This is a genomic window from Nocardioides sp. B129/18 (assembly GCF_055282735.1).
On the sequence record NZ_JBUZJI010000011.1, the window covers coordinates 1 to 22,869 of the forward strand.

23 protein-coding genes are annotated in these 22,869 nt (G+C 73.9%); all 23 read left to right on the top strand.

The annotated features are described in order from the left end of the window. The first annotated feature begins 143 nt into the window (after positions 1-143). The 23 genes from ACZDWJ_RS09870 to ACZDWJ_RS09980 all read left to right on the top strand — a co-directional run bounded on the left by ACZDWJ_RS09870 (position 144) and on the right by ACZDWJ_RS09980 (position 22,751). The gene (locus tag ACZDWJ_RS09870) at positions 144-1,151 is read left to right on the top strand and encodes an ABC transporter permease (protein WP_463520779.1); all 1,008 of its coding nucleotides are present in this window, start codon (positions 144-146) and stop codon (positions 1,149-1,151) included. Positions 1,152-1,162: 11 nt separating this feature from the next. Further along, complete coding sequence (locus ACZDWJ_RS09875) at positions 1,163-2,260, top strand: ABC transporter ATP-binding protein (protein ID WP_463520780.1); 1,098 nt, start codon at positions 1,163-1,165, stop codon at positions 2,258-2,260. 47 nt (positions 2,261-2,307) lie between these two features. Beyond that, a complete protein-coding gene (locus tag ACZDWJ_RS09880) occupies positions 2,308-3,486 on the top strand; it encodes an ABC transporter ATP-binding protein (protein WP_463520894.1) in 1,179 nt (392 codons plus the stop codon). A 99-nt stretch (positions 3,487-3,585) separates the two neighbouring features. Further along, entirely contained in the window at positions 3,586-4,962 is a 1,377-nt protein-coding gene (locus ACZDWJ_RS09885) for a replication-associated recombination protein A (RefSeq protein WP_463520781.1), read from the top strand. 11 nt (positions 4,963-4,973) lie between these two features. Further along, positions 4,974-5,513: a hypothetical protein gene (locus ACZDWJ_RS09890; RefSeq protein ID WP_463520782.1), complete on the top strand. Its 540-nt coding sequence runs from the start codon at positions 4,974-4,976 to the stop codon at positions 5,511-5,513. Continuing rightward, positions 5,510-5,836, top strand: a complete 327-nt coding sequence (locus tag ACZDWJ_RS09895; protein ID WP_463520783.1) for a DUF6167 family protein — start codon at positions 5,510-5,512, stop codon at positions 5,834-5,836. The genes ACZDWJ_RS09890 and ACZDWJ_RS09895 overlap by 4 nt, the downstream gene beginning before the upstream one ends. Then, a complete protein-coding gene (gene alaS, locus ACZDWJ_RS09900) occupies positions 5,836-8,535 on the top strand; it encodes an alanine--tRNA ligase (RefSeq protein ID WP_463520784.1) in 2,700 nt (899 codons plus the stop codon). The genes ACZDWJ_RS09895 and alaS overlap by 1 nt, the downstream gene beginning before the upstream one ends. A gap of 7 nt (positions 8,536-8,542) precedes the next feature. Next, positions 8,543-9,010, top strand: coding sequence for a Holliday junction resolvase RuvX (gene ruvX / locus ACZDWJ_RS09905; protein WP_463520785.1), 468 nt, complete (start codon positions 8,543-8,545; stop codon positions 9,008-9,010). Then, positions 9,007-10,170: an endolytic transglycosylase MltG gene (gene mltG / locus ACZDWJ_RS09910; RefSeq protein WP_463520786.1), complete on the top strand. Its 1,164-nt coding sequence runs from the start codon at positions 9,007-9,009 to the stop codon at positions 10,168-10,170. The genes ruvX and mltG overlap by 4 nt, the downstream gene beginning before the upstream one ends. An 11-nt stretch (positions 10,171-10,181) precedes the next feature. Then, positions 10,182-11,003: a shikimate dehydrogenase gene (locus ACZDWJ_RS09915; protein ID WP_463520787.1), complete on the top strand. Its 822-nt coding sequence runs from the start codon at positions 10,182-10,184 to the stop codon at positions 11,001-11,003. 7 nt (positions 11,004-11,010) lie between these two features. Further along, positions 11,011-11,730 carry a prepilin peptidase gene (locus ACZDWJ_RS09920; protein WP_463520788.1) on the top strand — a complete coding sequence of 240 codons (720 nt, stop codon included), beginning with the start codon at positions 11,011-11,013 and terminating at the stop codon, positions 11,728-11,730. Positions 11,731-11,793: 63 nt separating this feature from the next. Continuing rightward, positions 11,794-12,972, top strand: a complete 1,179-nt coding sequence (aroC, locus tag ACZDWJ_RS09925; protein WP_463520789.1) for a chorismate synthase — start codon at positions 11,794-11,796, stop codon at positions 12,970-12,972. 2 nt (positions 12,973-12,974) lie between these two features. Then, positions 12,975-13,493 (top strand): shikimate kinase, encoded by a 519-nt coding sequence (locus tag ACZDWJ_RS09930; RefSeq protein ID WP_463520790.1) that lies wholly within the window; start codon positions 12,975-12,977, stop codon positions 13,491-13,493. Next, positions 13,490-14,662 carry a 3-dehydroquinate synthase gene (aroB, locus tag ACZDWJ_RS09935; RefSeq protein WP_463520791.1) on the top strand — a complete coding sequence of 391 codons (1,173 nt, stop codon included), beginning with the start codon at positions 13,490-13,492 and terminating at the stop codon, positions 14,660-14,662. The genes ACZDWJ_RS09930 and aroB overlap by 4 nt, the downstream gene beginning before the upstream one ends. Further along, the gene (locus ACZDWJ_RS09940; RefSeq protein WP_463520792.1) at positions 14,659-15,099 is read left to right on the top strand and encodes a type II 3-dehydroquinate dehydratase; all 441 of its coding nucleotides are present in this window, start codon (positions 14,659-14,661) and stop codon (positions 15,097-15,099) included. Before aroB ends, ACZDWJ_RS09940 begins: the two co-directional genes overlap by 4 nt. A gap of 126 nt (positions 15,100-15,225) precedes the next feature. Then, positions 15,226-16,071 (top strand): SIMPL domain-containing protein, encoded by an 846-nt coding sequence (locus ACZDWJ_RS09945; protein WP_463520793.1) that lies wholly within the window; start codon positions 15,226-15,228, stop codon positions 16,069-16,071. A gap of 102 nt (positions 16,072-16,173) precedes the next feature. Next, positions 16,174-16,737, top strand: coding sequence for an elongation factor P (gene efp, locus ACZDWJ_RS09950; RefSeq protein ID WP_463520794.1), 564 nt, complete (start codon positions 16,174-16,176; stop codon positions 16,735-16,737). After that, positions 16,737-17,144, top strand: coding sequence for a transcription antitermination factor NusB (gene nusB, locus ACZDWJ_RS09955; RefSeq protein ID WP_463520795.1), 408 nt, complete (start codon positions 16,737-16,739; stop codon positions 17,142-17,144). Before efp ends, nusB begins: the two co-directional genes overlap by 1 nt. 106 nt (positions 17,145-17,250) lie before the next feature. Beyond that, positions 17,251-18,648 (top strand): dihydrolipoyl dehydrogenase family protein, encoded by a 1,398-nt coding sequence (locus tag ACZDWJ_RS09960; RefSeq protein ID WP_463520796.1) that lies wholly within the window; start codon positions 17,251-17,253, stop codon positions 18,646-18,648. Positions 18,649-18,697: 49 nt separating this feature from the next. Further along, positions 18,698-19,837 (top strand): MalY/PatB family protein, encoded by a 1,140-nt coding sequence (locus ACZDWJ_RS09965; RefSeq protein WP_463520797.1) that lies wholly within the window; start codon positions 18,698-18,700, stop codon positions 19,835-19,837. Positions 19,838-19,930: 93 nt separating this feature from the next. Then, complete coding sequence (gene pyrR / locus ACZDWJ_RS09970; protein ID WP_463520798.1) at positions 19,931-20,527, top strand: bifunctional pyr operon transcriptional regulator/uracil phosphoribosyltransferase PyrR; 597 nt, start codon at positions 19,931-19,933, stop codon at positions 20,525-20,527. After that, entirely contained in the window at positions 20,527-21,456 is a 930-nt protein-coding gene (locus tag ACZDWJ_RS09975) for an aspartate carbamoyltransferase catalytic subunit (protein WP_463520799.1), read from the top strand. The genes pyrR and ACZDWJ_RS09975 overlap by 1 nt, the downstream gene beginning before the upstream one ends. Next, on the top strand, positions 21,453-22,751 hold the full coding sequence (locus tag ACZDWJ_RS09980; protein ID WP_463520800.1) for a dihydroorotase: 1,299 nt from the start codon (positions 21,453-21,455) through the stop codon (positions 22,749-22,751). Before ACZDWJ_RS09975 ends, ACZDWJ_RS09980 begins: the two co-directional genes overlap by 4 nt. Positions 22,752-22,869 lie beyond the last annotated feature (118 nt).

The window sequence follows — 22,869 nt, forward strand, 5'->3', positions numbered from 1 at the left end:
GGTGGCTCGTCGAGGGACGAGCCACCCGGTTCTGCGGGCGGAGGAGGGCGCACCACTCCCGCGCCGATCCCGCTCCTGTACCACCGACCGACCCGGTCCTCGCACCCCGAGGGCCGGCACACCGACACCACGAGGGGACCTACGTGTTCGCCTACGCCCTGCGCCGCATCCTGGTCGGCGCGCTGATGCTGGTGGTGATGAGCATGGTCACCTACGTGCTCTTCTTCGCCAGCTCGCCCCAGCCGGAGCGCTACGCGTGCGGCACCAAGTGCACCGAGCAGCAGCTGCTCGACACCAAGAAGGCGCTCGGCTACGACCAGCCGATCGCCACCCAGTGGGCGAAGTTCGCCAAGGGCATCGTCGCCGGCCGCTCGTTCCCCGAGGACAAGAGCGTCACCGACGACAAGTTCCGCACCGAGTGCCCCGCCCCGTGCCTGGGCATCTCGAAGTACTACGGCACCACGGTCACCGCGCTGATCAAGGAGCGACTGCCCGTCTCGGCCTCGCTCGCGATCATCGCCTTCGTCATCTGGATGGTCGTGGCCGTGCTGCTGGGCATCGTGGCGGCGCTGCGCAAGGCGACGCTGCTCGACCGCGGCATCGTCGGCATCTCGCTGATCGCCTACGCCTTCCCCTCGTTCTTCATCGGTCTGCTCTTCCTGCAGTACCTCACCATCAGTCCGGCGCTCTTCGACGCGCCGAAGTACACCTCGCTGCTGAGCAACCCGTGGGCCTGGCTCACCGGCCTGCTGCTCCCGGCGATCACGCTCGCCCTGCTCTACATCGCCGGCTACATCCGCATCACGCGCGCCTTCGTGCTCGAGACCAGCACCGAGGACTACATCCGCACCGCCCGCGCCAAGGGCCTGACCCAGCGCGTGGTCGTCGGCAAGCACACCCTGCGCGCCGTGCTGACGCCGCTGGTGACGATGTCGGGCCTCGACCTCGCCGGCCTGCTGGGCGGTGCGATCATCACCGAGAACGTCTTCTCCCTCGACGGCCTGGGCCGCTTGGCGACCGCCTCGATCGGCCGCTTCGACCTGCCGGTGGTGGTGGGCGTCGTCCTGCTGGTGGCCACCTTCGTGATCATCGCCAACATCGTCGTCGACCTGCTGTACGCCGTCATCGACCCGCGCGTCCGACTGGGCTGAGGAGGAGCATCATGAGCACCATCCAGACCGCCCCGAGCGGCAGCAGCGCCCGGTCCTCCGACGAGCCGCTGCTCGTCGTCGAGGGCCTGAAGGTCCACTTCCCGACCAGCGACGGCATCGTCAAGGCCGTCGACGGGCTCGACTACTCCCTCGAGCGGGGCCGCACCCTCGGCATCGTGGGGGAGTCGGGCTCGGGCAAGTCCGTCTCGAGCTCGGCGATCATGGGCCTGTTCCGCGGCAGCACCGCGAAGCTCTCGGGCTCGATCCGCCTCGGCGGCACCGACGTGCTCGGCCTCGACGAGGCCGAGATGCGGCGCCTGCGCGGCCGCGAGGTCGCGATGATCTTCCAGGACCCGCTCTCGGCCCTGCACCCCTACTACACGGTGGGCGCGCAGATCATCGAGGCCTACCGGGTCCACCACGACGTCAGCAAGAAGGTCGCCCGCACGCGGGCGATCGAGATGCTCGATCGCGTCGGCATCCCGCAGCCCGACCAGCGCGTCGACGCCTACCCGCACCAGTTCTCCGGCGGCATGCGCCAGCGGGCGATGATCGCGATGGGCCTGGTCAACGACCCCTCGCTGCTCATCGCCGACGAGCCCACCACGGCGCTCGACGTCACCGTGCAGGCCCAGATCCTCGACCTGCTGCAGGACCTGCAGAAGGAGTTCAACTCCGCGATCATCATCATCACCCACGACCTCGGCGTGGTGGCGGAGATGGCCGACGAGGTGCTGGTCATGTACGCCGGCCGGGGCGTCGAGTACGGCACCACCAAGGAGCTGCTCACCGACCCGCAGATGCCCTACACGTGGGGACTGCTCTCCAGCGTCCCGGACGTCTCGGGCGACACCGACGCCGCGCTCATCCCGATCCCGGGCGCGCCGCCGAGCCTGCTGAACCCGCCCTCGGGCTGCGCGTTCAACCCGCGCTGCGCCTTCCGCGACCGGGTCGCCGACGACCGCTGCCGCACCGAGCTCCCCGAGCTCGTGCCGGGCGCGGGCGACGCCGGCCACCTCAAGCGCTGCCACCTCGAGGACCCCCGGGCGATCTTCCACGAGGAGCTCCTCCCCGTGATCGCCCCCGACGCTGTGGAGAACGACCGTTGAGCACCGACGACCTGACCACCGAGCCCGGCGACGGCCTGCCCGAGCCGGTGCTGGAGGCGCACGCTCCCACCGAGCTGCGGCTGGACGCCAAGCCGGTCCTCGAGGTCGACGACCTCAAGATGTACTTCCCCGTCAAGGGCTCCGGGCTGATCCGTCGCACCGTCGGCCACGTCCAGGCCGTCGACGGCATCTCCTTCCAGCTGCGTGAGGGCGGGTCCCTCGGCCTGGTGGGCGAGTCCGGCTGCGGCAAGTCGACGACGGGTCGCCTCGTCACCCGGCTCTACGAGCCGACCGGCGGCTCGATCCGCTTCGACGACCAGGACATCGCCACGATCCCCGAGCGTCGGCTCAAGCCGCTGCGCCGGGAGATCCAGATGATCTTCCAGGACCCCTACACGTCCCTGAACCCGCGGCACACCGTCGGCTCGATCATCGGAGCGCCCCTGGCGATCCACCAGATCCTGCCCAAGGACAAGATCCTGCCGCGCGTCCAGGAGCTCCTGGAGATCGTGGGCCTCAACCCCGAGCACTACAACCGCTACCCGCACGAGTTCTCCGGCGGTCAGCGTCAGCGCATCGGCATCGCCCGTGCGCTCACGCTGAACCCGAAGGTGCTCGTCGCCGACGAGCCGGTCTCCGCGCTCGACGTCTCCATCCAGGCCCAGGTCGTCAACCTCCTGCAGGACCTGCAGAAGGAGTTCGGCATCGCCTTCCTCTTCATCGCCCACGACCTGGCGATCGTGCGGCACTTCTGCCCCGAGATCGCGGTCATGTACCTGGGCAAGATCGTCGAGATCGGCGACCGCGACTCGCTCTACAACCGGCCCTCGCACCCCTACAGCCAGGCGCTGCTCTCCGCGGTGCCGGACGTGCGTCAGGCCGCGGTGGGCGGACGCCGCGAGCGGATCCGCCTCACCGGCGACGTGCCCAGCCCGATCAACCCGCCCTCGGGCTGCCGGTTCCGCACCCGCTGCCACCTGGCGCAGGAGATCTGCGCCAAGGTCGAGCCGCCGCTGCTGCAGATCGGCCCGCGGCACAAGGTCGCCTGTCACTTCCCGGGCGAGCTCGGGAAGGCGCCGGAGCAGCCGATCACGACGCGGCTCCTCGGCGTCGACCAGCACGGCAGCCCGGACCCGGGCGCGGAGTCGGTCACCGAGCTCCCCACGGGCCCCGGCTACTCCGACACCTGGTTCGACCTCAACAACCGCACGGTCGTCCAGGGTTGATCCCCACCTCCCGCAGGGGCGGTCCGGCAGCACGCCGGGCCGCCCCTGCGGCGTGCGGCCCCCGGCTCGCCCGCGACGCCCGCACGGCAGACTGACCCCATGGACGGACTCTTCGACGCGCCCGGTGCGCCGCGGGCGGCCGGCGGCGCCGGCTCGCTGCAGGCCACCGGGCACGCCTCGGAGCCGCTGGCGGTGCGGATGCGCCCGCGCACGCTCGACGAGCTCGTCGGCCAGGGGCAGCTGCGCGAGCCCGGCTCGCCGCTGCGCCAGCTGATCGACGACCAGCGCTCGCTCTCGCTGCTGCTGTGGGGTCCGCCGGGCACCGGCAAGACCACGATCGCGGCGATCGTCAGCCGTCAGACCGACCGCCGCTTCGTCGAGGTCTCCGCGGTGAGCGCCGGCGTCAAGGAGGTGCGGGCCGCGATCGAGTCCGCACGCGCCGAGCTCGTGGCCACCGGACGCGAGACCGTGCTCTTCGTCGACGAGGTGCACCGCTTCTCCAAGGCTCAGCAGGACGCCCTGCTCCCGGGCGTGGAGAACCGCTGGGTGACGCTGGTGGCCGCGACCACCGAGAACCCCTTCTTCTCGGTGATCTCGCCGCTGCTCTCGCGCTCGCTCCTGCTGCGGCTCGAGCCGCTCACCGACGACGACGTCCGTGCCGTGATCGAGCAGGCGCTGGCCGACGAGCGCGGCCTCGACGGCGCGCTCACCCTGGCCGACGACGCCGCCGACCATCTCGTGCGGCTCGCCGGCGGCGACGCCCGGCGCGCGCTCACCTACCTCGAGGCCGCGGCGGGCGCTGCGACCTCCACCGGAGCCGACGAGATCAGCCTCGCGGTCGCCGAGCGGGCCGTCGACCAGGCCGCGGTGCGCTACGACCGCGACGGCGACCAGCACTACGACGTCGTCAGCGCCTTCATCAAGTCCGTCCGCGGCTCCGACGCCGATGCCGCCCTGCACTACCTGGCCCGGATGATCGAGGCGGGGGAGGACCCGCGCTTCATCGCGCGGCGCCTGGTGATCTCGGCCAGCGAGGACATCGGCCTGGCCGATCCCACCGCCCTGACCACGGCGGTGGCCGCGGCCCAGGCCGTCCAGCTGATCGGCATGCCCGAGGCCGGGCTGAACCTGGCCCACGCCACCATCGCCCTGGCCGTGGCGCCGAAGTCGAACGCCGTCACCACGGCGCTGGCCGCGGCGAGCGCCGACGTCCGCGCCGGTCGCCTCGGCACCGTGCCGCCGCACCTGCGCGACGGCCACTACGCCGGCGCGAAGCGCCTGGGCCACGCCTCAGGCGCCGCGACGCCCTACAAGTACAGCCACGACGAGCCGTTCGGGATCGCCGAGCAGCAGTACGCCCCCGATCCGGTCCGCGACGCCGCGTACTACCGCCCCACCTCCCACGGCGCCGAGGCCGGCATCAAGGAGCGCTGGGAGCGGGTACGCCGGATCATCCGCGGCCAGGGATCGCGATAGGGTCGGGCATCGTGAGCGAGCAGTGGTCGATCCCCGGCTGGGCCGGCGTGGGCGTCTTGGTGCTCGGGCTCCTGGCCCTGGCCGGCGTGCTCGCGCTGGCGCTCCACGCGCGACGTCGTGACGCCGCGTTCGCCGCGCTCCTGGCGGAGGTCGCGGCCGGCGAGGTCGCCCGGGCCGCGCTCGAGGAGCGCCTGCAGCGTCTGGAGCGTCCGGCCGCCGTGGCGCCCACCGTCGCCGCCGAGCCGGTGCTCGCCGCGCACGTGATCACGCACCTCGGCGAGCTCGAGGCCGACCCGGAGGCGTCGCTGGCCGAGCAGGAGGCGGTGCGCATCGACGCGCCGCTCTTCGCCGACCTCGTCCTGCGCGAGTCTGTCGTGCAGCTCGGCTCGCTCGCCCTCGGCGTGCGCCGCGCCCTCGCGCCGGAGAACCGCGCCCGCATCCGCGCCGAGATGCGCCGGGAGGTCAAGCGCTCCCGCCGGCAGCGCCGCTCCGACCTGCGCCAGGCGCGACGTGAGTGGGAGGCGCGGCAGCGCGCGGCGGTGACCCTGTGAGCCGCAGCCTCTGGTTCGCCGCCGGTGCCGGCGCGACCGTCTACGCGATGGTGCGCGTCCGCCGGGCCGCGGAGGTCCTGACCGCCGACGGGCTCCAGGACCGCCTCCGCGCGCTGAGCGTCGGCGCGCGGATGGTGCGCGACGAGGTCGCCCAGGGCCGCGCCGACGCCGAGCCCGGGCTGCGTCGCCGCCTCGGCATCGCGCCGCCGGGCGCCCACCGCGAGCTGCAGGCGCCGCGTCGCGATCCCGCGCCGCTGGTGGCCCCGCCCGCATCCGACGACTCCCAGCATCCCCAGACCGCAGGACAGGAAGGCACCCACTGATGGACACCGCGGAGATCCGACGCCGCTTCATCGCTCACTTCGAGCGGAACGGTCACACGGTGGTGCCCTCGGCCTCCTTGCTCGCCGACGACCCCAACCTGCTGTTCGTCCCGGCCGGCATGGTGCCCTTCAAGCCGTACTTCCTCGGCCAGGAGACCCCGCCGTACTCCCGCGCCACCAGCATCCAGAAGTGCGTGCGCACGCCTGACATCGAGGACGTCGGCAAGACCACCCGCCACGGCACGTTCTTCGAGATGTGCGGCAACTTCTCCTTCGGCGACTACTTCAAGGAAGGCGCCATCGAGCTGGCGTGGGACCTCATCACCAAGCCCGTCGCCGAGGGCGGCTACGGCCTGGATGCCGACCGCCTCTACCCGTCGGTGCTGGTGGGCGACGAGGACGCCATCGCGCTGTGGATGAAGGCCACCGGCCTCCCGCGCGAGCGCATCGTCCAGCTCGGCCCGAAGGAGAACTACTGGTCGATGGGCGTGCCGGGTCCGGGCGGCCCGTGCTCGGAGATCCTCTACGACCGCGGCCCGGAGTGGGGCCCGGACTTCGACCCCACGACGCTCGGCCCCGACATGCCGGTCGCGCTCGAGGACCGCCTGCTGGAGATCTGGAACCTCGTCTTCATGCAGGACGAGCTCAGCGCCGTGCGCTCGAAGTCCGACTTCGACGTCGCCGGCTCGCTGCCGAAGAAGAACATCGACACCGGCATGGGCCTGGACCGCGTCGCGCTGCTCCTGCAGGGCAAGGCCAACATGTACGAGATCGACGTGGTCTACCCCGTCATCGCCAAGGCCGAGGAGCTCACCGGCAAGCGCTACGGCGCGAACGCCGAGGACGACGTCCGCTTCCGCGTCGTCGCCGACCACGTCCGCTCCTCGATGATGCTCATCGGCGACGGCGTCACCCCGGGCAACGACGGTCGCGGCTACGTCCTGCGGCGCCTGCTGCGGCGCGCGGTGCGCTCGATGCGGCTGCTGGGCTGCGAGCAGCGCGTGCTGCCCGAGCTGATGCCGATCTCGCGCGACAAGATGGGCGAGACCTACGAGAACCTCCTCACCGACTGGGCCCGCATCGCCCAGGTGGCCTACGCCGAGGAGGACGCCTTCCGCAAGACGCTCGCGGCCGGCACCCAGATCTTCGACGCCGCCGCGGAGGAGACCAAGGCGGCGGGGGAGTCGCGCCTCTCCGGCGAGCGCGCGTTCGCGCTGCACGACACCTACGGCTTCCCGATCGACCTCACGCTCGAGATGGCCTCCGAGGCCGGCCTCAGCGTCGACGAGCCGGGCTTCCGCGCCCTCATGGCCGAGCAGCGCGAGCGTGCCAAGGCCGACGCCCGCGCCAAGAAGGGCCAGCACGCCGACACCGGCGTCTACCGCGGCATCCTCGATGCCCACGGCCCCACCGAGTGGCTGGCCTACTCCACCCTCGAGACCGAGTCGCGCGTCCTCGCGCTGCTCTCCGGCGGGGCCGCCACCCCGGTGCTGGCCAGCGGCACGGTCGGCGAGGTCGTGCTCGACCGCACCCCGTTCTACGCCGAGTCCGGCGGTCAGGCCGCCGACGCCGGCCGCCTCGACTTCGACGGCGGCAGCCTGGAGGTGCTCGACGTCCAGCGTCCGATCAAGGGCCTGGTCGTCCACCAGGTGCGGGTGCTCGACGGCGAGCTCACCGCCGACGCCACCCTGCACGCCCGCGTCGACCCCGAGTGGCGTCTCGGCGCCCGGCAGGCGCACTCCGGCACCCACGTCGTGCACGCCGCGCTGCGCGAGGTGCTCGGCCCCACCGCCTTGCAGGCCGGCTCCTTCAACCGTCCCGGCTACCTGCGCCTCGACTTCGGCTGGACCACCGGTCTCTCCGAGGCCCAGGTGCGCGACATCGAGCAGGTCAGCAACCAGGCGCTGCGCGCCGACCTGCCGGTCTCCTGGCAGTACATGACCCTCCCGCAGGCCCGCGACTGGGGCGCGATCGCCCTGTTCGGCGAGACCTACGACGAGTCGCAGGTGCGCGTCGTCGAGATCGGCGGCCCCTGGTCGCGCGAGCTGTGCGGCGGAACCCACGTCGACCACTCCAGCCAGATCGGCACCGTGGTGGTCACCGGCGAGTCCTCCGTGGGCTCGGGCAACCGCCGCATCGAGGCCCTCACCGGCGTCGAGGGCTTCGCCTACCTGGCTCGCGAGCGCGACGTCGTCAGCCAGCTCACCGGACTGCTCAAGGCCCAGCCCGACGATCTCGTCGGCCGCGTCGGCGACCTCGTCGAGCGGCTCAAGGGCGCGGAGAAGGAGATCGAGCGGGTGCGCCTGGCGCAGCTGCTCGCCGGTGGTGCCGAGCTGGCCGCCGGCGCCCAGCAGATCGGCCCGGTCAAGGTCGTGGCCCACCGCGTCGACGGCGCGGGCGGCGGCGACGTCCGCACGCTCGCCCTCGACGTCCGCGGCCGCCTGCCGCAGGGCGAGCCCGGCGTCGTCGTCGTGCTCGGCGTGCAGGACGGCAAGGTCAGCGTGGTGGCCGCCACCAACGACGAGGCCCGCGCCCGCGGCCTCTCGGCCAACGACCTCGTCCGCGCCCTCGGCCCGCTGCTCGGCGGCAAGGGCGGCGGCAAGGCCGACGTCGCGCAGGGCGGCGGCACCGACGCCAGCCGCGTCGACGAGGCCGTGGCGCTCGTGGCGACGGAGGTCGGCCGCGTCGCGGCCGGCTGAGGACGGCGTGCGGCACGGAGTACGTCTCGGGATCGACCCCGGCGACGCCCGCATCGGCGTCGCCCGCAGCGACCCGTCCGGTCTCCTCGCGACCCCGGTCGAGACGGTGCGGCGCGGCAAGGGCGACCTCGCCCGGATCGCCCGGATCCTGCGCGACATCGCCGAGGAGTCGACCGTCGTCGAGGTGGTCGTCGGCCTGCCGCGCTCGCTGTCGGGCCGCGAGGGACCGGCGGCGGCCAAGGTGCGCGAGTTCGCGGCCGTCCTCGCCGCTCGGGTCGCGCCGGTGCCGGTGCGCCTGGTCGACGAGCGGCTGACCACCGTGAGCGCGGAGGCTATGCTCCGCGACCAGCGCAAGGGACAGAAGCGCCGTGAGGTCATCGACCAGGCGGCGGCGGTGCTGATCCTTCAGCACGCCCTGGACACCGAGCGCTCCTCCGGCAGCGCGCCGGGAGAGATCGTGGAGGAGCCTGCATGAGCCAGCCCGACCCCCGGCCCGAGAGCGACGCCTTCGGCGTGCTGGGTGACCCGACGCCGATCGGCGGCCGTCGGCGTCGACGCAAGTCCCGCCTCCCGGGGTGCCTGGTCGGTCTCGTGGTGCTGGCGCTGCTCGGCGGCGCCCTCTACTGGGGCGGCACCAAGACCGTCGACTGGATCGGCGACCGCTTCGGCGGCGGCGAGGACTACGCGGGCCCGGGCTCAGGCAGCGTCGCGATCGAGGTGCGCTCGGGCGACTCCGCCACCGCGATCTGCCGGACGATGGCGGCCGCCGACGTCGTGGCCTCGGTCGACGCCTGCGTCGGGGCGGCCAGCTCCAACCCCGACGTCACCGGCATCCAGGTCGGCACCTACGACCTCAAGAAGAGGATGAAGGCCGCCGACGCGATCGACGTGCTCGTCGACCCCGCGAACATCGTGGCCACCAAGGTGACCATCCCCGAGGGCCTGACGGTCAAGCAGACCATCGCGATCCTCGTCGAGAAGACCGACGTCTCGAACGCCGCCTTCAGCAAGGCGCTGCGCTCCTCCTCGCTCGGGCTGCCGTCGTACGCCCGGGGCGACGCCGAGGGCTACCTGTTCCCGTCGACCTACTCCTTCGCGCCGAAGGCCACCGCCACCCAGATGCTGCGCGCGATGGTGACCCGCTGGAAGCAGGCGGCCCAGGACGTCGACCTCGAGGGCAGCGCGTCGCGGCTGGGCCTCACGCCCGCCGAGCTCATGACGGTGGCCAGCCTCGTCGAGGCCGAGGGTCGCGGCGACGCCGCCGCCAAGATCTCCCGCGTCATCTACAACCGGCTGAAGACGACGGGCCCGCCCACCAACGGACTCCTTCAGATCGACGCCACCGTCAACTACGCCCTGGGCCGCTCGCTCGTGGCCGTGCCGACCTCGCAGGACCTGCAGGTCGACAGCCCGTACAACACCTACCGCAACCCGGGCCTGCCGCCCGGCCCGATCGAGGCTCCCGGCGACGCCGCGCTCGAGGCCGCGGCGAACCCGGCCACCGGCGACTGGCTGTTCTACGTGACGGTGAACCTCGCCACCGGGGAGACCAAGTTCACCGACTCCTACGACACCTTCCTGGAGTACAAGGCCGAGCTGCAGCGCTACTGCGCGAACGAGTCGGATCGCTGCTGAGGGGCCTGAGCGTGCGCTGCGCCGTCCTGGGCGACCCCATCGACCACTCGCTCTCGCCGGTGCTGCACCGGGCGGGCTACGAGGCCTGCGGCCTCGACTGGACCTACGACCCGGTGCGCGTCGACGCCACGGGCCTGGCGACCCTCCTCGACGGCCTCGACGACACCTGGCGCGGGCTCTCGCTGACGATGCCGCTCAAGCGCGTCGTGCTCCCGCTCGCCACGCGGGTCAGCGACGTCGCCCTCCTCGCCGGCGCCGCGAACACGCTCGTGCTCGCCGACGGCGAGCGGCACGCCGACAACACCGACCTGCCGGGTGCGATCGCCGCGATCGGCGAGCGCTACGACGGTCCGCTCGAGGCCGCCGCCGTGCTCGGCGGCGGCGCGACCGCGGCGTCGGTGGGCCTCGCGCTGGTGGAGCTCGGCGTGCGTGAGGTCGTCGTCCTGGCCCGCAGCCCCGAGCGCGCGCGGGCGACCGTCGAGGCGATCGCGGCGCACCCGGCGACGCCGTTCGTCGAGGCGCGGCCCCTCGACGACGTCCCGCGCGCCGACGCGCTGGTCTCCACCATCCCGGCCGACGCCCAGACGCCGGAGATCCTCGCCCGCTGGGCCGCGACGCCCCTGGTGTTCGAGGCGCTCTACGAGCCCTGGCCGACCCCGCTGGCGCAGGCCGCCCGCCTGGCCGGCTCCTCGATCGTGGGCGGCCTCGACCTGCTCGTGCACCAGGCGGCCCTGCAGTTCACCGCCTTCACCGGCCTCGCCGCCCCGCTGGCGACCATGCGGGCGGCGGGGGAGCGGGCGCTGGCCGAGCGCTCCGGCGCCGCGGACGCGTGAGCCTCCGGTGAGCGGCCTCGAGCCCGTCGTCGCCCTCACCGGCGTCGCGGCCGTCGGCGCCGGTGCGCTCGCGGGGCTGCTGGCGCCGCGCCTGATCGCTCGCGTCGTCGACCCGCCGCCGTCGGACTCGCGCCCGCCCGACGAGCCCGAGCCGCCGACCTTCGCGGAGGTCGCCGCCGAGCCGTGGCTGGGGCCGCGCATCGCCGGGTGGACGGTGCTGGCCGGCGCGGTCGTCGCCACCGGGGTCCCCGCCGGCTGGCCGTGGCTGCTGTGGCTGCCGCTCGTGCCCGTCCTGGTGGCGCTGGCCGTGGTCGACGCCCGCACCCGCCTGCTCCCGGCCGTCGTCGTGCGCGCGGCCACCGGCTACGCGCTCGTGGTGCTGGCGGCCGAGGCCGTGGTGGTCGGCGACAGCGAGGACCTGCTGCGGGCCGTGCTGTGCGGCGTGGTCGCGCGCAGCGTCTTCTGGGCGCTGTGGTGGCTGCGCTCCTCCGGGCTGGGCTTCGGAGACGTCCGTCTGGCCGCGGTGCTCGGGCTGCTGCTCGGGCGGATCGGCGTGGCCGAGACCCTCGCCGGCCTCTATCTGGCCTTCCTCGTGCTGGGCCTGCCGAGCCTGGTGCTCGCGCTGGTGCGTCGCGACCGCGGCTACCTGCGTCGCGCGCTGCCGTTCGGCCCCGCGCTCGTCGTCGGCGCCGTGCTCGGACCGGTCGTCGGCCGGCTGCTGGGCTGAGCGGGGGTCTCGCGGCCGACGGCAGGTGCCGGACGTCGTCGGCCCGCATGGAAGGATGAGCCCATGCTGCGTTGGCTCACTGCGGGCGAGTCCCACGGCCCGTCCCTGGTCGCCGTCCTGGAGGGGCTGCCCGCCCACGTCCGGGTCACCACCGACGACATCGCCGACTCCCTGGCGCGCCGTCGCCTCGGCTACGGCCGCGGCGCCCGGATGAAGTTCGAGCAGGACCAGGTGACGATCTCCGGCGGCGTGCGCCACGGCGAGACCCAGGGCGGCCCCGTCGCCCTCATCGTCGGCAACACCGAGTGGCCGAAGTGGGAGAAGGTCATGGCGGCCGACCCCGTCGACGCCGAGGAGCTCGACGCCCTCGCGCGCAACGCGCCGCTGACCCGCCCGCGTCCGGGCCACGCCGACCTCGCCGGCATGCAGAAGTACGACTTCGAGGAGAGCCGCCCGATCCTCGAGCGCGCCTCCGCCCGCGAGACCGCCGCCCGCGTCGCGCTGGGCCGCGTCGCGTCGAACTTCCTCGAGCAGGCCGTGGGCGCCCGCATCGTCTCCCACGTCGTCGAGCTCGGCGGCGTGCCGGCGCCGAAGGGCTCCGTGCCCGCCGCCGACGACGTCGAGCGCCTCGACGCCGACCCCGTGCGCTGCCTCGACCCCGAGGCCAGCGCGGCGATGGTCGAGCGCATCGAGCAGGCCCACAAGGACGGCGACACCCTCGGCGGCGTCGTCGAGGTCGTCGTTCACGGCCTCCCGCCGGGCCTGGGCTCCCACGTCCACTGGGACCGCCGGCTCGACGCACGTCTGGCCGGCGCGCTCATGGGCATCCAGGCCATCAAGGGCGTCGAGGTCGGCGACGGCTTCGAGCTCGCCGCCACTCCCGGATCCCTGGCCCACGACGAGATCGAGCCGACGCCCGAGGGCATCCGTCGCACCTCGGGTCGCTCCGGCGGCACCGAGGGCGGCATGACCACCGGCGAGATCCTGCGCGTGCGTGCCGCGATGAAGCCCATCGCCACCGTGCCGCGGGCCCTGCGCACCGTCGACGTCGCCACCGGCGAGGCCGCCGTGGCCCACCACCAGCGCTCCGACGTCTGCGCCGTCCCGGCCGCGGGCATCGTCGCCGAGGCGATGGTGGCGCTCGTGCTGGCCGACGCCGTGCTGGAGAAGTTCGGCGGCGACTCCGTGGCCGAGACGCGTCGCAACGCCGAGTCGTACCTGGCGTCGCTGAAGTACCGGTGAGCATGAGCCCCCGCGCCGTGCTGGTCGGCCCCATGGGCGCCGGCAAGACCACCGTCGCCGGCCTGCTGGCCGCGCGCTGGGGGCTGGCGGTGCGCGACACCGACGCCGACGTCGAGGCGTCCGAGGGCCGCAGCGTCTCCGACATCTTCGTCGACGACGGCGAGCCGCGCTTCCGCGAGCTCGAGCGCGACGCCGTGGCCCGCGCGCTCGCCGAGCACGACGGCGTCCTCGCGCTCGGCGGGGGAGCGGTGCTCGACGCCGGCACCCGTGCCGCGCTCGCCGCGCACCCGGTGGTGTTCCTCCGCGTCGGGCTCTCGGCCGCCGCCGACCGCGTCGGGCTGGGCACGTCGCGTCCGCTGCTGCTCGGCAACGTGCGCGGCCGCATCAAGCAGCTGCTCGACGAGCGCACGCCGGTCTACGAGTCGGTGGCTCGGGTCGTCGTCGACACCGACGGCCGCACCCCCGACGAGGTCGCCGACGCCGTCGAGGCCGGCCTCACCGCCCTGGAGGACCCCGCATGAGCACCCCCCAGCCCAGCACCCAGCCCAGCACCCAGCCCAGCACCGACGCCAGCACCGTCCTCCACGTCGGCGGCGCGTCGCCCTACGACGTCGTCGTCGGCCACGGGGTGAGCGCGCAGGTGGTCGACCTCCTCGGCGCCGCGCCCACCCGGGTGGCGGTCGTCGTCGCCGAGGCGCTGCGCGAGCTCGCCGCGCCGCTGCTGGCCGCCCTGGAGGAGCGCTACGCCGTCACCGTCGTGGCGGTGCCCGAGGGCGAGGACGCCAAGACCGCCGCCACCGCCGTCACCTGCTGGGAGGCGCTCGGCGAGGCCGGGTTCACCCGCTCCGACGCCGTCGTCACCTTCGGCGGCGGCGCCACCACCGACCTCGGCGGCTTCGTCGCCGCCACCTGGCTGCGCGGCGTGCGGGTCGTGCACGTGCCCACCACCCTGCTGGCGATGGTCGACGCCGCCGTCGGCGGGAAGACCGGCATCAACACCGGCGCCGGCAAGAACCTCGTCGGCTCCTTCCACGAGCCCTCGGGAGTGCTCTGCGACCTCGCGCTGCTGGCCACGCTGCCCCGCGCCGAGCTGGTCGCCGGGATGGGCGAGGTCGTCAAGTGCGGCTTCATCGCCGACCCCGCGATCCTCGCGCTGGTGGAGCACACCGCCGACGTCGACGCCGTGCTCGACCCCGCCGGCCCGGTCCTCCGCGAGCTCGTGGAGCGGGCGATCGCGGTGAAGATCGACGTCGTCGTCGCCGACCTCAAGGAGTCCGGCGGCTCGGAGGAGCACGGCGGCCACCCCGGCCGCGAGGCCCTCAACTACGGCCACACCCTCGCCCACGCCATCGAGCGCGCCGAGGGCTACCGGATCCGCCACGGCGAGGCCGTGGCCATCGGCAGCGTCTTCGTCGCCGAGGTCGCCCACCGCGTCGGCCTCATCGACGCCGCCACGCTCGCCCGGCACCGCAGCGCGTACGGCCGCGTCGGACTGCCGGTCGGCTACGCCGCCGCCCCGTTCGAGGAGCTGCTCGCCACCATGCGCGTCGACAAGAAGTCCCGCGGCGCCCGGCTGCGGCTGATCGTGCTGGCCCAGGACGGCGACGTCCTGCGACCGCGCGTGCTGCCCGGGCCCGACGAGCAGGTGCTGCGCGAGGCCTATGCCGCGCTCGCCGGAGCCGCCTCGTGAGCACGCCCGTCCTGGTCCTCAACGGCCCGAACCTCGGCCGGCTCGGCCGTCGTCAGCCCGAGATCTACGGCACCACCACCCACGCCGAGCTCGCCGAGCTCTGCGTCGGCTGGGGCGCCGAGCTCGGTCTCGACGTCGAGGTGCGTCAGACCAACCACGAGGGCGTGATGGTCGACTGGCTCAACGCCGCCGCCGACGACCGCACCTCGGTCGTCCTCAACGCCGGCGCCTGGACGCACTACTCCTACGCCATCTACGACGCCTGCGCGCAGCTCGAGGCGCCGCTGGTGGAGGTGCACCTCAGCGAGCCGCTGGAGCGGCCCGAGGTCTTCCGCCACACCTCGGTGATCACCCCGCACGCCGTCGAGGTGGTCGCGGGCCTGGGCGTCGAGGGCTACCGGCGCGCGCTCGGCGTCGTCGCCGCACGTCTCGCCTGACGCTGGCCTGATGCTCGGCTGACCCTCGGCTGATGCTCGGCTGACTCGGCGGGGAACCGCGCGGGCGCCCGCCGCGTCCGAGTGCCCAGATCCCGGCGACCGGCCGGGCACCGAGAGGCGTTCCCCATGGACCAGTCGTCCCCGTCCGCTCCCGCGTCGACCAGCTCCCCGAGCACCGGCTCCTGGCTCAAGGGCCTGGCGGCCGCCGTCGCGGTGCTCGCCCTGGCCGTCGCCTACCTGATCGGCAGCGACGGCTCGGGCGCGGTCGCCGCGTCGCCGTCCCCGAGCCCGACGGCGGCCGACGGCCTGGCCGGCGAGGCCCGCACCCTGACGATGACCGGCTCCGGCACCGCCAGCGTCGTCCCCGACCAGCTGGCCTTCGGCCTCTCGGTGACCCTCGTGCGCGAGGACCTCGACACCGCCCTCGCCGACACCAGCAAGCGCATCCAGCGGGTCTTCATCGCGCTGCGCAAGGCCGGCGTCGCCCGCTCGGACCTGCAGACCTCCGGCCTGGACATGGAGCCGGAGTACGACTACTCCGGGCGGGGCGAGCCGCGGCTCGTCGGCTACCGGGTCACCCAGCAGGCCCAGGTGCTCGTGCGCAGGCTGAGCGTCGGCGGCAGGGCCGTCAGCGCCGCGGTGGCCTCGGGCGGCAACGCGGTGCGCGTCAGCGGGCTGCGGCTCGAGGTCGGGGACCCGGCGAAGGCGCAGGAGAAGGCGCGCACCGAGGCCGTCGCCGAGGCCACCGAGAAGGCCCGCCAGTACGCGAAGGCCACCGGTCAGGGCCTGGGCCGGGTGCTGACGCTGCGGGAGTCCGGCCCCAGCGGCTCGACGCCGAGCGGCGGCTACGCGCTGCAGCGCGCCTCCGCGAAGGCGCTCGACGACCTCGACGCCGTGGTCATCCGCGCGGGCAAGGACGACCTCACCGTCCGGGTGCAGGTGGTCTGGGAGTTCGGGGACGACGCCCGGTAGGCAGTAGGCTGCGCTGTCGTCCCAGGAGCCCCGCCCGTGCCGTCCGCGGCCGGGTGGGCTCCGGGCCTCCCACCCGCTGAGAAGAAGGCTGAAGCGCGCGCCATGGCATCCACCAACGACCTCAAGAACGGCATGGTCCTCAACATCGACGGCCAGCTCTGGTCCGTCGTCGAGTTCCAGCACGTCAAGCCGGGCAAGGGCCCCGCCTTCGTGCGCACCAAGCTGCGCAACGTCGAGTCGGGCAAGAACGTCGACAAGACGTTCAACGCCGGCACCAAGGTCGAGACCGCCACGGTCGACCGCCGCACCATGCAGTACCTCTACAACGACGGCACCAGCTACGTCTTCATGGACGTGCAGAGCTACGACCAGATCGAGGTCGGCCCGGAGATCGTCGGCGACGCCGCGAACTTCATGCTCGAGAACCAGGAGGCGATCGTCGCCACCAACGAGGGCCGCGTCCTGTTCATCGAGCTCCCGGCCTCCGTCGAGCTGCTCGTCACCTACACCGAGCCCGGCGTCGTCGGCGACTCCGCCACCGGCCGCACCAAGCCGGCCACCCTCGAGACCGGCCACGAGATCCAGGTGCCACTCTTCGTCAACCAGGGTGAGAAGGTCAAGGTCGACACCCGCGACTCCTCCTACCTGGGTCGCGTCAAGGCCTGATGTCCGCCCGCTCCAAGGCCCGCAAGCGCGCGCTCGACCTGCTCTTCGCCTCCGAGATCCGCGAGGAGTCGGCGGTCGAGGCGCTCGAGCGCGCCGTCGCCGACGGCGAGGGCCCGACCAACGACTACACCGGCGTCATCGTGCGCGGCGTGGTCGAGCACCACGAGCGCATCGACGCCCTCCTCGGCGAGTACGCCCAGGGCTGGACGCTGGCCCGCATGCCCGCGGTCGACCGCAACGTCCTGCGCATCGGCGTCTGGGAGCTGCTGTGGGCCGAGGACCTGCCGGAGGGGGTCGCGGTCAGCGAGGCCATCGCGCTCGCGCGCGACCTCTCCACCGACGACAGCCCGCAGTTCGTCAACGGCGTGCTGGGCTCGATCCAGCGCGACAAGGCGACGCTCGTCTGAGCGCCTCGCACCACCACGGCCGAGGGCCGGCTCCCGCATCGGCGGGGGCCGGCCCTCAGCCGTTCGGGTCTGCCTCCGGCTCCGACCGTGCTGGGAGGGTGGGCCCATGAGCGAGGAGCGCGAGCAGGTCGACGTCGTCGTGATCGGACTCGGCCCGGGCGGCGAGGCCCTGGCCACCGGTGCGGCGCAGGCGGGGCTGCGCGTCGTGGCCGTCGACAAGCACCTCGTGGGCGGTGAGTGCCCCTACTACGGATGCGTGCCGACGAAGATGATGGTGCGCGCCTCCGACGTGCTCGCCGAGGCCCAGCGCGTCGGCGAGCTGGCCGGCGAGGTCAGCGTCACCCGGTCGTGGAGCCCGGTCGCCGAGCGGATCGCCACGCAGGCCACCGATCACTGGGACGACGCCGTCGCCGTGCGTCGTCTCGAGGACGCCGGCGCCACCGTGCTCCATGGCGTCGGACGCCTGGCAGGCGAGCGACGCGTCGACGTCGAGCTCGCCGACGGCACCGTCCGCTCCTTCGAGGCCGCCCGCGGCGTCGTGCTCAACCCCGGCACCCGCCCGGCGCTGCCGCCCGTGCCGGGCCTGGCCGACGTGCCGCACTGGACCAACCGGGAGATCGTGCAGGCCGACTCGCTGCCGAGCTCGCTCATCGTCGTCGGCGGTGGGCCCATCGGCTGCGAGATGGCGCAGGTGATGGCGCGCTTCGGCGTCCGGGTGACGATCCTCGAGCACGGCCCGCGCCTGCTCGGCCCCGTCGAGCCCGAGGCGGGCGAGCTGCTCGGCGAGCTGCTGGCCCACGAGGGCCTGCGCGTGATCACCGACGCCGAGATGACCTCGGTGTCGCAGGACGGCCAGGAGATCGTCGTCGAGCTGGCGGGGGAGACCCTGCGCGCCGACCGGATCCTGGTGGCCGCCGGCCGCACCCCGAACCTCGACGACCTCGGCCTCGAGACCGTCGGCCTCGACCCCGCCGCCCGCAGCCTGGAGGTCGACGAGCGGATGCGCGTCGTCGGCGCGGAGGGCCTGTGGGGCGTGGGCGACGTCGTCGGGCACGGCGCGTTCACCCACCTCTCGATGTACCAGTCGGCCATCGCCCGGCGCGACGTCGTCGGCGAGGACGGGCCCCCGGCGCGCTACCACGCCGTCCCGCACGTCACCTTCACCGATCCCGAGGTCGGCGGCGTCGGGCTCACCGAGCGCGCGGCCCGGGAGTCCGGCGTGCGCGTCGTCGTCGCCTCGACCCCGCTGGAGCAGTCCTCGCGCGGCTTCATGCACGGCCCCGGCGGACGTGGCCTGATCAAGCTCGTGGCCGACGCCGACCGCGGCGTGCTCGTCGGCGCCACCGCCATGGGACCCGCCGGCGGCGAGATCCTCGGCCTGCTCGCCCTGGCGGTGCACGCCGAGGTCCCGGTCGCCACCCTCGGCACGATGATCTACGCCTACCCGACCTTCCACCGCGCCATCGAGACCGCGGTGGGCGGGCTGCTGGAGGAGCTCGACTGACGGCGTCCGCGGTCGGACCCGCGCGGACCGCCCGTGGGAGGGTGGGGCCGTGATCCGCGATCTCACCGACGACGAGGCCCGCGAGGCGCTGGTGTGCAAGTGGGGGCTCGCCGAGCCCGACGTGCTCCCGGCCTGGGTGGCCGAGATGGACTACGCCCTCGCCGAGCCGATCACCGAGGCGCTGCTGCGAGCGGTCACGGCCGGACGCACCGGGTATCCGGCGTTCGTCGGCGGCGGCCCGCTGGGGGAGGCCTACGCCGGCTTCGCGCAGCGCCAGTTCGGCCACGTGGTCGATCCCGAGCAGGTCGTGGCCACCGTCGACGTCACCGCCGGGGTCCGGCTGGCCCTCGACGTCCTGGTGCCGCCGGGCCCCCTCGTGATGCCGGTGCCCGGCTACCACCCGCAGCTGGCGATCGCGCAGATCTGCGGACGCGAGCGGCTCGACCTCGTCGTCGACCCCGGCGCCGCGCGCGCCGAGCTCGACCTCGACCAGCTCGAGCGGCACTTCGCCGCCGGTGCTCGGGTGCTGCTGCTGACCCAGCCGCACAACCCGTGGGGTCGGGTGTTCACCCGGGCCGAGCTCGAGGGCGTGCGCGACGTCGTCGTCCGGCACGGCGGCTGGGTGGTGAGCGACGAGATCCACGCCCCGCTGACCCTCGACGGCCGCGAGCACGTCCCGTACCTCTCGCTGGAGGGCACCGCCGACCACGCGGTCGCGCTGGTGGCGGCGTCGAAGGCGTTCAACGTCGCCGGGCTCAAGTGCGCCCAGCTCGTGACCGCCGACCCCGCGCTGAGCGCCCGGCTCGTCGGCGCCGACACCGCGCGCAACGACTCCTGGTCGGTGCTCGGCGTCGAGGCCGCCCTGGCCGCCTACCGTCACGGCGACGCCTGGCTCGACGCCCTGCGGGTGCGGCTGGCCGCCCAGCGCGACCTGTTCGTCGCGCTGCTGGCCGAGCACCTGCCGCAGGCGCGGATGCGTCCCCTGGAGGCCACCTACCTGGCCTGGGTCGACCTGCGCGCCTACGGCCACGACGACCCCGCCGCCGTGGCGCTGGAGCGCGGGCGGGTGCAGGTCAACGCCGGCCACGCCTTCCACCCCGGCCTCGCCGGCCACGTGCGGGTCAACATCGCCACCAGCGAGGAGCGGCTGCGCGAGATCGTGCGGCGGCTCGCGCTGGCGCTGGGCTGACGCGGCGCGTCACCGACGCGTGCCGGGGCGGTAGGGTGACCTCCGTCGTCCTTTAACGAGCCGTCCTGTGAGGCGGAGAAGGAGATCCGGCACGTGATCACGTCGCCGTCGGCCAGCGCCGACCAGCCAGACCCCGCCTCGCACGCGGGCGCCCCCGAGGCACCCGAGGGCCGCGTCGTCCTCGACGCCCGTGACATCGCCCGGGCGCTGACCCGCATCTCGCACGAGATCCTCGAGCGCAACAAGGGCCACGAGGGGCTCGTCCTGCTCGGCATCCCGACGCGCGGCGTCGGCCTCGCCGAGCGCGTCGCCCGGCGGATCGCCGAGACCGAGGGCGCCGAGGTGCCCGTCGGCTCCCTCGACATCACGCTCTACCGCGACGACCTGCGTCGTCACCCCGCCCGTGGCCCGCAGCCCACCGCGCTGCCGCCCGGCGGCATCGACGGGCGCACCGTCGTCCTGGTCGACGACGTCCTCTACTCCGGGCGCACCGTGCGCGCCGCGCTCGACGCGATGAACGACCTCGGCCGGCCCGACGCCGTGCGCCTGGCCGTGCTGGTCGACCGCGGGCACCGCGAGCTGCCGATCCGCGCCGACCACGTGGGCAAGAACCTGCCCAGCGCCCGCACCGAGCGCGTCATGGTGCGCCTGCAGGAGACCGACGGCCAGGAAGGCGTGTGGATCAGCTGATGAAGCGGCACCTCCTCTCGATCGACGACCTCGACGTCGACGACATCACCACCCTGTTCACCACCGCCGCGGAGATGCACGACGTGCAGCGCCGCGAGGTCAAGAAGCTCCCCGCGCTGCGCGGGCGCACCGTCATCAACCTGTTCTTCGAGGACTCCACGCGCACCCGGTCGAGCTTCGAGATCGCCGGCAAGTGGCTCTCGGCCGACACCATCAACATCACCGGCAAGGGCAGCTCGACGTCGAAGGGCGAGAGCCTGCGCGACACCGTGCTGACCATCGCCTCGATGGGCGTCGACGCCCTCGTCATGCGTCACGGCGCCAGCGGCTCGGCGCTGCAGGTCTCCCAGTGGGTCGACGCCGCGGTCATCAACGCCGGCGACGGCACCCACGAGCACCCCACCCAGGCGCTGCTCGACGCCTACACCCTCACCCGGCGCCTCGGATCGCTCGAGGGTCGTCACGTCGTCATCGTCGGCGACCTCACCCACAGCCGGGTCTTCCGCAGCAACATCGGCTGCCTGACCCGCCTCGGCGCGCAGGTCACCGTCGTCGCCCCGCCCACGCTGATGCCCAGCGGCGTCGGACCGTGGTCGCAGGCGGCCGGCTTCGCCACCTCCTACGACCTCGACGAGGTGCTGCCGAAGGCCGACGCCGTCATGATGCTGCGCGTCCAGCGCGAGCGGATGAGCGGCGGGTTCTTCCCCAGCGCCCGCGAGTACGCCGTCGGCTACGGCCTGACCCGCGACCGACTCGCGGTGCTCGGCCCCGACGTCCCGATCTGCCACCCCGGCCCGATGAACCGCGGCCTCGAGATCGCGGCCGACGCCGCGGACGCCGCGCAGTCGGCGATCCTCGAGCAGGTCTCCGCCGGCGTCGCGATCCGCATGTCCGTGCTCTACCACCTGCTCGCCGGGGAGGCCTCGTGACCACGCCCTCGAAGACCCTCGTCCGCGGCGCCCGCCTGCTCGGCGGCGAGGCCGCCGACCTGCTGCTCGTCGACGGCGCCATCGCCGAGATCGGCTCGGTCTCGGCCGCCGACGCCGAGGTGATCGACGCCGACGGCCTCGTCGCGCTGCCGGGCCTCGTCGACCTCCACACCCACCTGCGCGAGCCGGGTCGCGAGGACGCCGAGACCGTCCTCACCGGCTCCCGTGCGGCCGCCGTCGGCGGGTTCACCGCCGTGCTCGCGATGGCCAACACCAGCCCGGTCACCGACACCGCCGAGGCGGCTGAGCGCGTCCACGACCTCGGCCGCGCCGCCGGGCTCGTCGACGTCCAGCCCGTCGGCGCCGTCACCAAGGCCCTCGGCGGCGAGGAGCTCGCCGAGCTCGGGCTGATGGCCCGCTCCCGCGCCCGGGTGCGGGTCTTCTCCGACGACGGCCGCTGCGTCGCCGACGCCCGCGTCATGCGCCGGGCGCTGGAGTACGTCAAGGCCTTCGGCGGCGTGGTCAGCCAGCACGCGCAGGATCCGTCGCTGGCCGGGCCGAGCGCCTGCTGCCACGAGGGCGAGCTGTCCGGGCGCCTGGGCCTGCCCGGCTGGCCCGGCGTCGCGGAGGAGGTCATCGTCGCCCGCGACGTCATGCTCGCCCGCCACACCGGCTCGCGGGTGCACATCGCGCACGTGTCCACCGCCGGCAGCGTCGAGGTGGTGCGCTGGGCCAAGTCGCAGGGCATCGCGGTCACCGCCGAGGTCACCCCGCACCACCTGCTGCTCACCACCGACCTGCTCGCCGGCTACGACCCCACGTTCAAGGTCAACCCGCCGCTGCGCCCCGACGAGGACGTCGCCGCCCTGCGCGCGGCGCTGGCCGACGGCACCATCGACGCCGTCGCCACCGATCACGCCCCGCACGCCCGCCACGACAAGGAGCACGCCTTCGTCGACGCCGCCTTCGGCATGCTCGGCCTCGAGACCGCGCTGCCCGTCGTCGCCTCGGTGATGGTCGACTCCGGCCTGCTCGACTGGGCAGGCGTGGCCCGCGTGATGTCGACCAACCCCGCCCGCATCGCCGGCCTCGCCGACCACGGCGCCGACCTCGTCGTCGGCGCCCCGGCGAACCTGACGCTGGTCGACCCCGCCGCCGCTGTCGTCGTCGACCGCGACGCCTCGGTGTCGCTCTCGCGCAACAACCCCTGGCACGGCCGCGAGCTGCGCGGGGCCGTCGTCGCCACGCTGCTGCGCGGGCGTCCGACGGTGCTCGGTGGGGCGTTGGTGGGCTGAGCGGGGCGGTTGAGAGCTTCGGCGGTCGACCGCCGAAGCTTCAGCGGCCAGCCGCTGAAACGCACACGCCGGTCTCCCGCCACACGCCGGCCGTCTCCCGTCCACACCCCGTCGTCCG

Coding starts and splice junctions, on each gene's coding strand:
- ACZDWJ_RS09875 (WP_463520780.1), top strand. CDS start 1,163: ATGAGCACCATCCAGACCGCCCCGAGCGGCAGCAGCGCCCGGTCCTCC.
- ACZDWJ_RS09885 (WP_463520781.1), top strand. CDS start 3,586: ATGGACGGACTCTTCGACGCGCCCGGTGCGCCGCGGGCGGCCGGCGGC.
- alaS (WP_463520784.1), top strand. CDS start 5,836: ATGGACACCGCGGAGATCCGACGCCGCTTCATCGCTCACTTCGAGCGG.
- ACZDWJ_RS09945 (WP_463520793.1), top strand. CDS start 15,226: ATGGACCAGTCGTCCCCGTCCGCTCCCGCGTCGACCAGCTCCCCGAGC.
- nusB (WP_463520795.1), top strand. CDS start 16,737: ATGTCCGCCCGCTCCAAGGCCCGCAAGCGCGCGCTCGACCTGCTCTTC.
- ACZDWJ_RS09930 (WP_463520790.1), top strand. CDS start 12,975: ATGAGCCCCCGCGCCGTGCTGGTCGGCCCCATGGGCGCCGGCAAGACC.
- mltG (WP_463520786.1), top strand. CDS start 9,007: ATGAGCCAGCCCGACCCCCGGCCCGAGAGCGACGCCTTCGGCGTGCTG.
- aroC (WP_463520789.1), top strand. CDS start 11,794: ATGCTGCGTTGGCTCACTGCGGGCGAGTCCCACGGCCCGTCCCTGGTC.
- ACZDWJ_RS09975 (WP_463520799.1), top strand. CDS start 20,527: ATGAAGCGGCACCTCCTCTCGATCGACGACCTCGACGTCGACGACATC.
- aroB (WP_463520791.1), top strand. CDS start 13,490: ATGAGCACCCCCCAGCCCAGCACCCAGCCCAGCACCCAGCCCAGCACC.
- ACZDWJ_RS09960 (WP_463520796.1), top strand. CDS start 17,251: ATGAGCGAGGAGCGCGAGCAGGTCGACGTCGTCGTGATCGGACTCGGC.
- efp (WP_463520794.1), top strand. CDS start 16,174: ATGGCATCCACCAACGACCTCAAGAACGGCATGGTCCTCAACATCGAC.